The sequence below is a fragment of the Mesorhizobium sp. M0029 genome (assembly GCF_040323735.1).
Classification (GTDB): Bacteria; Pseudomonadota; Alphaproteobacteria; order Rhizobiales; family Rhizobiaceae; genus Mesorhizobium.
Genome location: NZ_JAMYVF010000008.1, coordinates 119,111 through 132,901, shown reverse-complemented (window position 1 = coordinate 132,901; position 13,791 = coordinate 119,111). Strand labels below are relative to the sequence as shown.

Annotated in this window: 12 protein-coding genes; 4 read left to right on the top strand and 8 right to left on the bottom strand. The window is 64.8% G+C overall.

Translation table 11 applies throughout. The features are described 5' to 3' along the window. Window positions 1-2: 2 nt before the first annotated feature. Window positions 3-1,421: an NAD(P)/FAD-dependent oxidoreductase gene (locus NKJ76_RS15745; RefSeq protein WP_352537838.1), complete on the bottom strand. Its 1,419-nt coding sequence runs from the start codon at window positions 1,419-1,421 to the stop codon at window positions 3-5. Window positions 1,422-1,472: 51 nt separating this feature from the next. Then, on the bottom strand, window positions 1,473-2,366 hold the full coding sequence (locus NKJ76_RS15740; RefSeq protein WP_352537837.1) for a dihydrodipicolinate synthase family protein: 894 nt from the start codon (window positions 2,364-2,366) through the stop codon (window positions 1,473-1,475). 69 nt (window positions 2,367-2,435) lie between these two features. On the opposite strand from NKJ76_RS15740, the gene NKJ76_RS15735 reads away from it, so the two are divergent. Beyond that, entirely contained in the window at window positions 2,436-3,125 is a 690-nt protein-coding gene (locus NKJ76_RS15735) for a GntR family transcriptional regulator (RefSeq protein ID WP_352537836.1), read from the top strand. A 36-nt stretch (window positions 3,126-3,161) separates the two neighbouring features. On the opposite strand, the gene NKJ76_RS15730 is transcribed toward NKJ76_RS15735, so the two are convergent. Both NKJ76_RS15730 and NKJ76_RS15725 read right to left on the bottom strand, forming a co-directional pair. After that, window positions 3,162-3,461 (bottom strand): hypothetical protein, encoded by a 300-nt coding sequence (locus tag NKJ76_RS15730; RefSeq protein ID WP_352537835.1) that lies wholly within the window; start codon window positions 3,459-3,461, stop codon window positions 3,162-3,164. A gap of 203 nt (window positions 3,462-3,664) precedes the next feature. Beyond that, window positions 3,665-5,161 (bottom strand): CoA-acylating methylmalonate-semialdehyde dehydrogenase, encoded by a 1,497-nt coding sequence (locus tag NKJ76_RS15725; protein WP_023698411.1) that lies wholly within the window; start codon window positions 5,159-5,161, stop codon window positions 3,665-3,667. Window positions 5,162-5,526: 365 nt separating this feature from the next. Here NKJ76_RS15725 and NKJ76_RS15720 point away from each other — a divergent pair, with 365 nt between their 5' ends. The 3 genes from NKJ76_RS15720 to NKJ76_RS15710 all read left to right on the top strand — a co-directional run bounded on the left by NKJ76_RS15720 (window position 5,527) and on the right by NKJ76_RS15710 (window position 9,119). Beyond that, window positions 5,527-6,408: a LysR family transcriptional regulator gene (locus NKJ76_RS15720; RefSeq protein WP_023822438.1), complete on the top strand. Its 882-nt coding sequence runs from the start codon at window positions 5,527-5,529 to the stop codon at window positions 6,406-6,408. Between the two features lie 123 nt (window positions 6,409-6,531). Further along, window positions 6,532-6,972 (top strand): phospholipase A2 family protein, encoded by a 441-nt coding sequence (locus NKJ76_RS15715; protein WP_023684130.1) that lies wholly within the window; start codon window positions 6,532-6,534, stop codon window positions 6,970-6,972. Beyond that, complete coding sequence (locus NKJ76_RS15710; RefSeq protein WP_352537834.1) at window positions 6,969-9,119, top strand: phospholipase D-like domain-containing protein; 2,151 nt, start codon at window positions 6,969-6,971, stop codon at window positions 9,117-9,119. The genes NKJ76_RS15715 and NKJ76_RS15710 overlap by 4 nt, the downstream gene beginning before the upstream one ends. A gap of 104 nt (window positions 9,120-9,223) precedes the next feature. Here the strand turns inward: NKJ76_RS15710 and NKJ76_RS15705 are convergent, their stop codons facing one another. The 4 genes from NKJ76_RS15705 to NKJ76_RS15690 form a co-directional block, all read right to left on the bottom strand. After that, the gene (locus tag NKJ76_RS15705) at window positions 9,224-10,480 is read right to left on the bottom strand and encodes a D-amino acid dehydrogenase (RefSeq protein ID WP_023832618.1); all 1,257 of its coding nucleotides are present in this window, start codon (window positions 10,478-10,480) and stop codon (window positions 9,224-9,226) included. Between the two features lie 93 nt (window positions 10,481-10,573). Continuing rightward, window positions 10,574-11,683, bottom strand: a complete 1,110-nt coding sequence (gene alr, locus NKJ76_RS15700; RefSeq protein WP_352537833.1) for an alanine racemase — start codon at window positions 11,681-11,683, stop codon at window positions 10,574-10,576. Between the two features lie 271 nt (window positions 11,684-11,954). Beyond that, a complete protein-coding gene (locus NKJ76_RS15695; RefSeq protein WP_352537884.1) occupies window positions 11,955-12,476 on the bottom strand; it encodes an RNA pyrophosphohydrolase in 522 nt (173 codons plus the stop codon). Beyond that, on the bottom strand, window positions 12,473-13,654 hold the full coding sequence (locus tag NKJ76_RS15690; RefSeq protein WP_352537832.1) for a divergent polysaccharide deacetylase family protein: 1,182 nt from the start codon (window positions 13,652-13,654) through the stop codon (window positions 12,473-12,475). Before NKJ76_RS15690 ends, NKJ76_RS15695 begins: the two co-directional genes overlap by 4 nt. Window positions 13,655-13,791 lie beyond the last annotated feature (137 nt).

Sequence of the window (13,791 nt, the reverse complement as noted above, 5' to 3'; positions counted from 1 at the left end):
ACTCAAAACCGTTGCGGGCTGAAGGGAGCAAGATCGATCGGCGAAGTTTGCCCGAGAACAAGATCGCGGATCAAGCGGCCGCTGGCCGCCGCCTGGGTCAGGCCGAGATGGCCATGGCCAAAGGCGTAGACGACGTTGGACGCGGTGCGCGCCGTGCCGATGACGGGCAGCGAATCCGGCAGCGACGGGCGACACCCCATCCACTCGCGGCCACCTGACGCGTCCAGCCCCGGAAGGAATTGTCTGGCTTTTTCCAGCATGGCCTTCGAACGCGCAAAATTCGGCGGCCGGTCGAGACCGCCCAACTCGACGGCGCCGCCGACGCGCAAGCCCGTCTCGAGTGGCGTGATGACGAAGCCATGGCCGGAAAAGATCAGCATCCGCTGCACGTCGAAAGCGGTCTTCGGCAGTGTCGTGTTGTAGCCGCGCTCGGTTTCGAGCGGGATGGTGTCGCCAAGCGCCTTCGTCAGCAGATGCGACCATGCCCCGGCGGCCACGACAAGATGTCTTGCCTGCCTGGTCGTGCCGTCCGTCAGCGTCAGCGTCGCGCCATCAGGATTGGCGGCGACGCGCTCTATGCGCGCCTTTTCGAAACGCGCGCCCAGCCTTTCGGCATAGGCCCACACCCCCTTGCCGAGCAGTTTCGGATCGGCGACGGTCTTCCAGCCCGGCACGAAGGTGCCCTTGATGAAGCGCGGCGACAGTCCCGGCTGCAGCCGCGCCAGTTCGTCGCCTTCGACATGGCGAAAGCCGATGCCGAAGCGCTCGCGCGCCGCCCAGCCCGGCAGCCCGGCCCGAAATTCGGCCTCGCTTTCATAAAGCTCCAGCGAGCCGTCCTCGCGCAGCATCAGCCGCGTGCCGGAACGGTCGAGCAGGCCCATCCATTCAGCCTCGGCGAGCTTCATCATGCCTGCCTGAGCAGCAAGGCTCGCCTCATATTTTTCTGGTGCGCCAGCGCGCCAGAAGCGCAACAGCCAAGGCAACAGCTTCGGCAAGTAGGCCGGCGGGATGCTGAGTGGCCCGAGCGGATCGGCAAGCCATTTCGGCAAGTGCCGCATCATGCCCTTATGCGCCAGCGGCAGCACGTCGGAGAAGGCGAAGGCGGCGGCATTGCCGGAGCTCGTCTCCTCGCAGATGCCGGTGCGGTCGAAGACCGTGACGCTGCGCCCGGCCTCGGCCAGCATGGCCGCCGCGCAGATGCCGACAATGCCGCCACCGACAATGGCGATATCTACCCCTTCTCCCCGTTCACGGGGGTGAGGAGTGGTCCGCGAAGCGGTGGAAAAGCCGACTGCTTGGCTTTCCGAACGACGAACGCCCGGAGCGCCAGCGAAGGGCTGCGGGGCCCGAAGGGCGGATGAGGGGCGGCGGCCCTCCTCTGTGTCCCTGGAATTTCCTTGCACGTCGGCGCTGCCCCTCATCTGGCTGCCGCCATCTTCTCCCCGTGCACGTGCACGGGGAGAAGAAAGCCTTCAGAACTGCGGCAGCTTCGGCCGTACCGCCAGCGCGTCCTTGACGATCTTCTCGACCGCTTTGCGGCGCTCGCCCGACAGCGGCTGGCGCGGCATGCGCACGCGGTCATTTGTGTCGATCGCGAGCACTTCGGCAAGCTTGATGTTTTGGACCAGATAGGTCGAGACATCGAGATCGAGCAGCGGCCGGAACCAGCGGTAGATCGAAAGCGCCTCCTCGCGGCGGCCCTGCTTCATCAGCTGGTAGATGGCGACGGTCTCGCGCGGGAAGGCGACGACCAGACCCGCCACCCAGCCGATGGCGCCGACCGACAGCGCCTCGAAGGCGAGATTGTCGACGCCGGTGAACAGATCGTAGCGGTCGCCGAAGCGATTGATGATCTCGGTCGAGCGACGAATATCGTCAGACGATTCCTTGATAGCGACGAAGCGCTTGTCCGCAGCCAGATCCTCCATCTGGTCGACAGTGACATCGACACGGTAGGCCAGCCGGTTGGAGTAGATCATCACCGGCAGGTCGCCGGCCTGAGCGACGGCGCGCAAGGCGGCGACCGTCTCTTCCGGGTTGGTGTGATAGATCGGGCTCGGTACCACCATCAGCCCGTTGGCGCCTTCCCGGCTCGCGCGCTTTGCGATGTTCGCCGCCTCGCGGGTGCCTGCCTCGTTGACGGTCAGCAGAACCGGCTTGCTGCCGGCAACTTTCTGCGCCGTCTTTAACACCTCGATCTTCTCGTCATGCGACAGCATCGGGCCTTCGCCGAGCGAGCCACAGACGATGATGCCGTCGCAACCGGCATCCATCTGCAACGCAAAGCAGCGCTCCATCTCGGCATGATCGAGGCGGTCGTCTTCGGTGAATTTGGTCGTGACGGCGGGGAAAACTCCAGTCCACATGATCGTCTCTCCATCTGATATATCAGCCATATATCTGTTGCAAAACCGGCTGTCAATGCGGAATCTGTTATGATATATGGAAGATATATCAGGAGCCCACCTGTGATATCGACTGAGACAGCATCCCCCGAGCCGGCCGCCGCCAAGGCCTACCATGTACTCGAGCATATGATCGTGACGTTGGAACTGGCGCCCGCGAGCTTTGTCACCGAAGGCGCGCTGATCGAAAAGCTGGCGCTAGGACGCACGCCGGTGCGCGAAGCAATCCAGCGCCTCGCCTGGGAAGGACTGCTGGATGTCAGGCCACGCGCCGGCATCGCCATTGCCCCGCTTCATCCCGGCGACTGGCTGCGCGTGCTGGATGCCAGGCGCGGCGTCGAGGTGGTGCTGGCGCGCTCGGCCGCCCGCTTCGTCACCCGTGAGGCCGCCGACCTGTTTCATGAGGCAGCCCTTGCCATGCAGAAGGCCGTCATCTCGGGCAATGTGCTGGCCTTCATCCAGGCCGACAAGGCGCTCGACGAGGCCTTGGCGATGGCCGCCGACAACCCGTTTGCGGCCCGTCTGGCCGCGCCCCTGCAGACCCACAGCCGCCGCTTCTGGTTCCGCTACAAGGCCGACACAGGACTGGCCGAATCGGCCGAGCACCACGTCGCGCTAATCCGCTCGATCCTGGCCGGCGACGAAGAGGCTGCCGCCAAGGACGCCAAACGCCTGATGGCACTGCTGCGCGGCCATGCCGAAATAGCGACCACACGCTGAACTCCGTCTGCTCCAGACTTCCGGCCGGTTCTTTTATCAGGTGCCCGGCAAGACTGCTGCCATAGCCGCCCCGTCCCAGCCTTCGCCAGCCGTGATGATGCAGCTTTGGCCGCGTGTGTCGGTGGCCAGGATGGTCCAGGTGCCCTGGTCGGAGACGAAGATCTCAAGCACCACATTCGGGTTCACCAGGCCACGTGCGGCTTGGTTTTCATGGAACTTCTCGCCGAGCGCCTTGACCAGGTCGGTCCGCGCCGCGCATTGATCGGCTTTGGCCTCGGCGATGCCGGACATCGCGAACACCGCAAAGAACATCGCCGCCACAAGACGTCGTGTCATCTGACACCTCCTTGCGCCAGACGAGAACCCCGGCTGCTACCGGCGCTATTTTGATGGCCTGCACCACGGCAGGAATGCAATTTAAGGCAGATGACAGGCTCTTGGTTCCATCGCTTAAACGTGATGGCCAATGTCGGTTTCGTACAAAGAAAGGCCCGGGACGTTGAACCCAGGCCTTCTTGCCGATCTTCGAAATCGTCCGGTCAGTTCATCGTCGGGATGACGAACTCGGCACCGTCCTTGATGCCTGAGGGCCAGCGCGAGGTCACCGTCTTGGTCTTGGTGTAGAAGCGGAACGCGTCCGGACCGTGCTGGTTGAGGTCGCCGAAGGACGACGCCTTCCAGCCGCCGAACGTGTAGTAAGCGATCGGAACCGGGATCGGCACGTTGATGCCGACCATGCCGACCTGGACGCGCGAAGCAAAATCACGAGCAGCATCACCGTCACGGGTGAAGATGGCGACGCCATTGCCCATCTCATGATCGTTGGCGAGCTTGATGGCGCTCTCATAGGTCGGCGCACGCACCACCGACAGCACCGGACCAAAGATCTCTTCCTTGTAGATGCGCATGTCGGCCGTCACATTGTCGAACAGGCAGCCGCCCATATAGTAGCCATCCTCGTAGCCCTGCATGGAGAAGCCGCGGCCATCGACGACCAGCTTGGCGCCTTCCTTGACGCCGGTGTCGACATAGCCCTTGACGCGTTCCAATGCCTGCGCCGTCACCAGCGGGCCGAAATCGGCGGACGAATCCGTCGACGGGCCGACTTTGAGGCTTTCGACACGCGGGATCAGCTTTTCCATCAGCCGGTTGGCGGTGTCGTTGCCGACGGGAACGGCAACCGAGATCGCCATGCAGCGCTCGCCGGCCGAGCCGTAGCCCGCGCCGATCAGCGCATCGACGGTCTGGTCCATGTCGGCATCGGGCATGATGATCATGTGGTTCTTGGCGCCGCCGAAGCACTGCACGCGTTTTCCCGCGGCCGTGCCGCGCGAGTAGATGTAATGCGCGATCGGCGTCGAGCCGACAAAGCCGATAGCCTTGATATCAGGATCGTCGAGGATGGCGTCGACGACATCCTTGTCGCCATTGACGACGTTGAGAACGCCAGCCGGCAGGCCAGCCTCGAGGAACAGTTCGGCGATGCGCATCGGCACGCCAGGGTCACGCTCGGAAGGCTTCAGGATAAAGGCGTTGCCGCAGGCCAGCGCCGGGGCAATCTTCCACAGCGGGATCATGGCCGGGAAATTGAACGGGGTGATGCCGGCAACGACGCCAAGCGGCTGGCGCATCGAATAGACATCGATGCCGGGGCCGGCGCCGTCGGTGAACTCGCCCTTCATCATGTGCGGCGCACCGATGCAGACTTCGACCACTTCGAGGCCGCGCTGGATGTCGCCCTTGGCGTCGGCGATGGTCTTGCCGTGCTCGCGCGCCAGGAGATCGGCCAGTTCGTCATAGTCGCGGGCAACCAGTTCAAGAAACTTCATCAGCACGCGCACACGCCGCTGCGGGTTGGTCGCAGCCCATTTGATCTGTGCTTCCTTGGCGTTCAGGACAGCCGCACGCAGTTCAGCCGGCGAAGCCAGCGCCACCGTGCCGCGCACCGAGCCGTCCATCGGCTGCATGACGTCCTGCTTGCGCCCGCTGGTCCCGGCGACATGCTTGCCGCCAATGAAATGACCGTATTCGATCATGGTTTCTCTCCCTGAGTTTGTGATGAAGCATTCAACGCCTTTGCAGGCGCGAAGGCAACGCGAGGGGAAACGCAACCGTTGTGCGGGAAATAGACAACGAAGGACGCGTGTGCATTAATTGCCGCAAATTACAGATTGCTGAAAGGCCCGAAGGTTGCGCTCCGTCACACCCCCCTCTGTCCTGCCGGACATCTCCCCCGCAAGGGGGGAGATCAGATGTGGCCGCCGCCTTCGCAAATCTTCAACGCAGCAAAAGAGACGCAGGTGGCGGAGCTGCCAATCTCCCTCCTTGCGGGGGAGATGGCCGGCACGCCAGAGGGGGGTGGGCGGGAACGCCGCGTTCGCCGCTAGCCCGGACCACCCCCATGAACTGGGATGACGTCCGCATCTTCCTCGCCGTGGCCCGCGCCGGGCAGATCCTTGGCGCCGCCAAGCGGCTGGAACTCAATCACGCCACCGTCTCGCGCCGCATCGCAGCGCTTGAGGATGCGTTACGGACAAAACTGTTTCGCCGGCTTACCACCGGCAGCGAGCTGACGCCGGCCGGCCAGCGCTTTCTCGACATTGCCGAGCGCATGGAAGCCGACATGATCGCCGCGCGCTCCGCCGTGTCGGGCGAAGGCGACGATATCTCAGGCACGGTGCGCATCGGCGCGCCCGACGGGTTTGGCGTTGCATTCCTCGCCACGCGTCTTGGCGCGCTGACCGCGCTGCACCGCGAACTCACCATCCAGCTGGTGCCGGTGCCGCGTTCCTTCTCGCTGTCGCGGCGCGAGGCCGACATCGCCATCACCGTCGAGCGGCCGAGCGAAGGCAGGCTGGTGGCGGGAAAGCTGGTCGACTACACGCTCGGCCTGTTTGCCTCGCGCGACTATGCACAGGCGCACGGCTTACCCGAGACCGCTGCCGAACTCGGCCACCATACGCTGATCGGCTACGTCCCAGACCTGATCGTCAGCCCTTCGCTCGACTATGCGGCGGAGTTCAGCCCGGACTGGCGCACCAGCTTCGCCATCTCCTCAGCGCTGGGCCAGGCCGAAGCGGTGCGGTCGGGCGCCGGCATCGGCATCTTGCACACCTTTGTCGCCCGCTCGATGCCGGAGCTGATCCCCGTCAACATCGTGACGCCGATCCGCCGCGCCTACTGGCTGGTCTATCATGAATCGGTCCGGCCTCTGCGCCGCGTGCAGATCGTCGCCAACTTCATCACCAAGGCAGTCGAGAGAGAGCGCGGGCTGTTTGTCTGATGGCCGCGCCGCCTTGCCCTCGCCACAAAATCGGCCAGTGTGGCAACAAGCGCGATGTCGCCTATCATTAAGGATTGGCTGCGCCGGGTGGGACACTTTTTTGCAAAGCTGGTGCGGATCAAAATGCGAGCGGTGCTCGCCATCTTGCCGCTTGTCGCGCTTTCCGCCTGCGCCAATCCATGGACCGAAGTTCCGGAAGCCGAACTGCCCAAGCCGGTCCGTATCGCAATGGCCCGCCCGTCGCCTTTCGTCTTCGGCAATTATTGCGGTCCCGGCACCCGCACCGGCGACCTCTCGGCTCGCCCTGTCAATCGCCTCGACAGCGCCTGCCAAATCCATGACGCCTGCTACATCGCGCGCCATAATCATTGCGACTGCGACGGCGCGCTCGTCGCCTCGGCAAAGGCGATCCGTGATGACAAGACAGCGCCGAAAAAGATGCGCGGCGAGGCCGAGCTTTTGATCGCCACTTTCGCGCTTCCCGTCTGCAAGGTGTTTCCGCAAGGCTTCCTGCCGCCGCGCGATCCGGCTGAACTGAAGACGATGAACGGTGCGACCGGATGAACCGCGCCATCTGCCTGGCCTTGGCCGGGCTGGGGCTGGCGGCCCTTGCCGGTTGCGCCGCCCCGATCCGGCACAGCTGCGATTTCTTTCCCGATGCGAAGGATTGCGGCCGGCCGTCGCTATCGGCCGACACGCCGGGACCGCAGACTGCAGCAGCAGCGTTTTTCGGCGATGCCGGCGCCCGCGACTATGAAAGGCAGTTTCTGGCGCTGCTCGCCCACAACCAGATCGGCGCCATCGACAGGGCGAACGGCACCGGTCCGTTCGGCCATGACCGCCACGCCATCGCCAACCGCGATTTCCAGGCCACCTACCGGACGCTGGAACGGCTGGCGAAACCGGTCACCGCCGAACAGATGCCGGCAGAGGGCAAGCCCGGCGAAGGCCATTTCGACGGTCGTTGGCGCGTGTCGCGGCAGACGCTCTATGTCGACGCCGCCGCGCGGCCCTCCGCGCCAAAGACGTTCAGCTTTTCCGGCCTGCAGGCGCGCTCGGTCGAGGTCGTGCTGCACCAGTCGGGCCAGCAGCCAGTCGACATATCGGGCGCCTGCGACGGCGCGCTGGCGATTCGCGCCGGCGGTGGCTCGCGCAGCGTGGCGAGCGGTGCCGCCTTCCGCCTCCGCCTGTCGGCCGGGCAAACCGCCAGCCTGTTCCCCAGCGATGGCCTGAACCGCTGCAGTCTCAAGCTCAGCTCCAGCCTGGCGCCGACAGGCGCCCCGCTCACCATCCTGCGCGAAGAGGTTGCCTATCCGGCGATAGCCGCGCTCGACAGCCGCTACGAGCGTTGTCCAGTGCCCGGTCCATCCGGCCTGGATGAACTCGCCCGCATCTTCTATGCCGGCCGCTGGCTGTCGCAGACCTGTTCGCTGCCGCTCGGGTTACCGCGCCTGTTGCGCAAGTCGCGCGACGGCTTCAACGCCAAGGTCGAAGCGCTGCTCGGCGCGCCTTTACCCGACAGCGCCTTCGACAAGGCCGACCCCGAACTGCCGCTCGATTTCTCGCGCGCGCCGAAACTCAAGCTGGTCTATCTGTCGTCGCTGGAGTTCAAGGCCGATTTTTCCGGCCGCGTCATCGAGCGGCTGATCCGCCATCACGCAGCCCTCGGCACCAAAGTGCGCATCATGGTCACAGACGTGCTGGAGCGCGACAAGGACGATGCCCTGCTGCACCGGCTGGCGGCCGATTATCCCAATGTCGAGTTGCAGGAATATCGTTGGCGGGCCGACCACGGCGCGCCGGTCGACGAGCAACTGTCACAGCTGCACAAGACCCATCACGTCAAGATGCTGGCGACACTTGCCGAGGATCCCGCCCGCTCGCGCGTCATCATCGGCGGCCGCAACATTCATGACGGCTTCCTCTTCCACAAGCCGATCGACCTGTCGCGCTATCCGAACCTAGAGCAATACGGCAAGACCGACGGCCTCTCGCTCAACTACTATTCGAACTGGAGCGATTTCGACATCGAGTTTGCCGACCCGGCCACGGTCGAGACGCTGGCCGCGCATCTCTCGACATTGTGGCTGCGCGACGCCGACACCAACATCGCAAGACCCTTCTCCATTCCGGTGCGCTCCGACAGCCGGCGCCCGCCGGGCACGGTGCGCCATTTCATTTCCGTGCCCTACGAGGACAACCATGCGCTCGAGACCTATTTCGTCGAGCTGATCGACACTGCCCGGCACCATATCGAGATCGTCAATCCCTACCTTAATCTGACGCCGAAGCTCAGCCTGGCCATCGAGCGGGCGCTGGCGCGCGGCGTCAGGATCGACATTGTCGGCCGCATCGACCTCAAGGGCGATATTGGCGGCAAGCTGCTGACCGCGCTCAACAAGCTGTTCGTCGAGAAATATGGGAATCGCATCAACATCCGCGAATTCAAGGCGCCCGATGTCGTGCTGCACTCCAAGATCATGATGATCGACGAAAGGCTGGTGACGATCTCGTCGGTCAATCTCAACAACCGCAGTTTCTTCCACGATCTGGAGAACGGCATGACGGTGCTCGACCCTGCCTTCTACGCCAGGATGCAGCCGGTCTATGACGACTATGTCGCCCATTCGAACCAGGTATCGACCGAGGTGACGATACCATGGGCCTACCGATGGCTGTTCTCGAAGGGTTGGGTGAAGGAGGCGTTTTGAAGGGCTGGCGAGGCTGAAGGAATGCCGTTCTGTAGCGATCCTTTACACCCCCTCTGTCCGGTAGGACAGAGGGGGTGCTGGCCCGCCAGCTTTAAAAAGCACCCCTACCTCAAATACCGCTCCGGCCCCAGCTCCCGCACATCGATATCAGGCACCTTGCTGGAGATGATGTCGGACAGCACCTTGGCCGAGCCGCAGGCCATGGTCCAGCCAAGCGTGCCGTGCCCGGTGTTGAGATAGAGGTTGGAGAACTCGGTGCGGCCGACCAGCGGCGGCCCGTCCGGCGTCATCGGCCGCAGCCCGCACCAGAAGGACGCCGCCTTGAGGTCGCCGCCATCCGGGAACAGATCGCCGACCGAATGTTCGAGGGTGCGCCGGCGCGATTCATGCAGCCTGAGGTCGAAGCCGGAAATCTCCGCCGTGCCGCCGACGCGGATGCGGTCGCCGAGCCTGGTGATCGCCACCTTGTAGGTTTCGTCCATTACCGTCGACACCGGGGCGGCGACCGCGTCCTTGATCGGAACGGTGATCGAATAGCCCTTGACCGGATAGACCGGGATCGGGCGCCTGAGCAGGCGCATGAAGCGCGCCGAATAGCTGCCCAGCGCCAGCACATAAGCGTCGGCCGCGCGCGAGCGCTGGTCGGTGCCGACGCTGACGATGCGATTGCGGTTCTTGGAGAAGCGCCGGATCTGCGTGCCGTACTCGAACGTGACGCCGCGCGCCACGCAGAGCTCGGCCAGCCGATCGGTGAACATCTTGCAGTCGCCAGTTTCGTCGCCGGGCAATCTCAGCCCGCCGACAAACTTTTCCCGCACGCCAGCCAGCGCAGGTTCGGCCCCAATGCAGCCTTCGGGATCGAGCAACTCGTAGGGAACGCCATATTTCTTCAGCACCTCGACATCGCCGCCGGTGCCGTCGAGCTGCTTTTGCGTGCGAAACAGCTGCAGCGTGCCCTTGGTCCGCTCGTCATAGGCGATGCCGGTCGCCTGGCGCAATGCCTTCAGCGTGTCGCGGCTGTATTCGGCGAGCGGCACCATGCGCGCCTTGTTGATGGCATAGCGATCCGCCGTGCAGTTGCGCAGCATCTTGATGAGCCATGTCCACATATACGGATCGAAGGCCGGCCGCACCACCAGCGGGCCGTGCTTCATCAACAGCCACTTGATTGCCTTCAGCGGGATGCCGGGACCGGCCCAGGGCGAGGCATAGCCCGGCGAGATCTCGCCGGCATTGGCGAAGCTGGTTTCCAGCGCCGGCCCTTTCTGGCGGTCGAACACCGTCACCTCGTGGCCGGCCTCAGCGAGATAATAGGCAGTGGTGACCCCGATAACGCCGCCGCCCAACACGAAGATCTTCATCGCATCACTCTCCACGACGACTTCCGTCAGAGGGCCGCCGCCTCCTGTCTGCCGGATTCTGCGGCGTCCGCCAAGGGGCGGCGTGTCGCGGCTCTATTCGTTGATATAGCGGCGGTGGAAGCGGGGGCCGAGACTGGTCAGGATTTCATAACCGATCGTGCCGGCATGACCGGCGGCGTCATCGACGCTCTGCGAGGGGCCCAGGAGTTCGACAAGGTCGCCCTCGCGCAGCCGGCCGGCCGGCAGGGCCGAGATGTCGAGGATGATCGAATCCATCGACACCCGCCCGACAAAGGGCAGTCGCACGCCGTCGAGCCAGGCAGCCGAAGCCGCGCGCCGGTGCCAGCCATCGGCATAGCCGAGCGAGATCGTGGCCGCGCGCAAGGGACCGCTGGCCAGAAACGCATGTCCGTAGCCGACGCCCGCGCCCTTATCGATGCCGCGTGTCTGGATGATCTTTGCCTCGAGCCGCACCACCGGCAGCATCGGGTTCGCCTCATCAGGCGTCGGATTGATGCCGTAGAGCGCAGCGCCCGGACGCGCGAGGTCGTACTGATAGCGCGGCCCAAGAAAGATGCCGGAGGAATTGTCGAGCGACGCCGGCGCCTTGGGCAGCATTTTGCGCAGCCGTTCGAACTCCCTGAGTTGCGCGTCATTGGCCGCATTGCCCGGCTCGTCGGCGCGGGCCAGATGGCTCATGACGAGCACGACATCGACGCCGGCGAAAGCATCGGCCGTAAGCGCCTCGACCTCTGCCGGCGCCATGCCCAGCCGCGACATGCCGCTGTCGACCTGGATGGCGGCCTTGAGCTTGCGGCCGGCCTTTTGGCCTGCCTCGCTCCACGCCTTCAGTTGCCCGGTGCTGTTGATGACGGGAACAAGGTCGGCGGCCACCGCTTCAGGTTCCGAGCCCGACGGCAGGCCGTTCAGCACATGGATTTCCAGCTTCGGTCCGAGTGCGTCGCGCAGCGCGACACCCTCGGCGAGATGCGCGACAAAGAAGCTGTCGCAGCATTCGGCAACCAGTGCCGCCGCCACTTGCCGCGCGCCAAGCCCGTAGCCGTCGGCCTTGACGACGCCGGCGCAGCGTACGCCGCCGAGCTTTGCCTTGAGCCGCCGGTAATTCTCCCTGACCGCGCCGAGATCGATGGTGAGAATGGCGCCGGCCGCCGCTTCGCTGATCGTATCTTTGGCTTTATGCATTGCAGACCCGCTGAAGTCGGCGCTGCCCCTCATTGTCCTGCCGGATATTTCTCCCCGGCCCTATACGGGGAGTTGAGGAGCGGTCCGCGTAAAGCGGACGAAAAGCCAACTGCTTGGCTTTTCGAGTGACGAAAGCCGGCAGGCAGGTGAGGGGCAGCCCAGACGCTGCGCTAAGAGGCCATTGCCCGGCGTCGTTCATATGGGTCTCGTGGCTGCGGGTGTCCCGATCAATAAAGCACGAATCAGGTGCCGTGCGAACCGTCACATCCAGCTAGGCAAGATGACGGAACGCCGCCACCACATCCTCATAGACCTTCCGTTTGAACGGCACGATCAGATCGGGCAGGTCCTGCATCGGCCGCCATGCCCATTCATCGAATTCGGCGGTGTGGCCGCCCGGCGGCGGATTGATCTGGATCTCTCTGGTCTCGCCGTGAAAGCGGTAGGCGAACCACTTCTGCGTCTGGCCGCGATAGCGGCCCTTGAGGGCGATGCCGACCAGATCGGGCGGCAGGTCGTAATTGATCCAGTGCGGCGCCTCGGCCAGCAGCGTGACCGAGCGCATGCCGGTCTCTTCATAGAGTTCGCGCCCGGCCGCCTGCAGCGGCTCCTCGCCCTCGTCGATGCCGCCTTGCGGCATCTGCCAGAGCTGCGTGGTGCCGGCGAATTCGCTGTCCGGCTCGGCGATGCGGTGCCCGACCCAGACCAGCCCGTCGCCATTGAGGATCATCAGCCCGACACAGGGGCGGTATGGCAGCGTCTCGGGGTCGACAGGTTTCTTCGTCATGGTCAGCCTTTTTCCGGGTCGATGGCCACCGCCGAGATCGGCACGATCTCGATGCCGCGCTTTTTTGCTTCGACCACCCAGGACGCCACGGTATCGACGGTGAGGTCGAAGGCCGAGCCGATGCCGACGGCGGAGCCTTTGGCACGCGCGGTCGCTTCCAGCGCGTCGAGCTTTTTCAGTATGGCGCCGCGGTCCTGCACGGCGTCGATTGCCGTATCGCCGGCGACGAACGGCACACCGTCCTTCAAGGCGAGATCGGACGCCAGGCTCCGCGCGGACGAGCCGTCATCGACATAGGCAAGGCCGCGCTTGCCGAGTTCGGCCATGAACGGCCCCATCGCCGTTGCGTCGGCCGAAAAGCGCGCCCCCATATAGTTCATGACGCCGGTATAGTTGGTGGTCCGCGACAGCGCCCAGCGCAGATTCTTCAAATTGTCGTCCGGGCTTGCCGCCACCGTCAGCGTGTTGCGGCCGGGATTGACGTTGGGATAGTCGAACGGTTCGAGCGGCACCTGCATGACGACCTCATGCCCGCTCTGCCGTGCCGCCTGCATCCAGCGGCCGATGCTGTTGCCTTGCGGCGCAAAAGCCAGCGTCACTTCGGCCGGCAGCTTGGCGATCGCGGCCTGCGTGCCGGTCTGCGACACGGCAAGCCCGCCGATGACGATTGCCACGCGAGCGCCACGCGAACCCGACCACGGCCGCGCATAGACATCGAACGGCCGCCGGCCGTCAGCGGCGCGAACCGGCAACGGGCCGGTGTCGCTGGCCTCGATCAGCGCCCTGTCGGGGATATGCGCGATCTTCAGGTTCTGGCCGATCGTCGACGGGTCGTGGATGACGATGGCTGCATTGGGCGGGCCATCACCCTCCTGGGACTGCACATGGATGATCTGCGGACCGCTGGCCTTGGGCGTTTCCGCCTTCGGCGCTGCCGCCGTCGCTTGAGCAGTGGGCGCTGCGGCCGCGGGCTCGGCCGCCGCCGTCACCTTCGGCGTCGAGACCGCGATTGCTTCCGTTTTGCGGAACGGCTTCTCGCGCAGCGCGATCGCGCCGGAGATGCCGACCGCGGCCAGCACGACCAGCGTCGCCGCGACGGCGCCAGCGCTGATCCCGCGCGACGCAGCACGCGGTCGGACGGTCTGTCCGAGCGGGCGTTCGATGTCCTTGCCGACGTCAGCCAAGCCGCATCCCCGGGCGCGTGATCAGCGAAATCTTTTCGCCATGCGCAGATCCAAAACTGACGGCGCGTCCCCTGCGCCTTTTGAGGCGCAGCGCCCAGCTGCCCCCGAATCAAACTGCCGGAACCTCACGGTCCCGG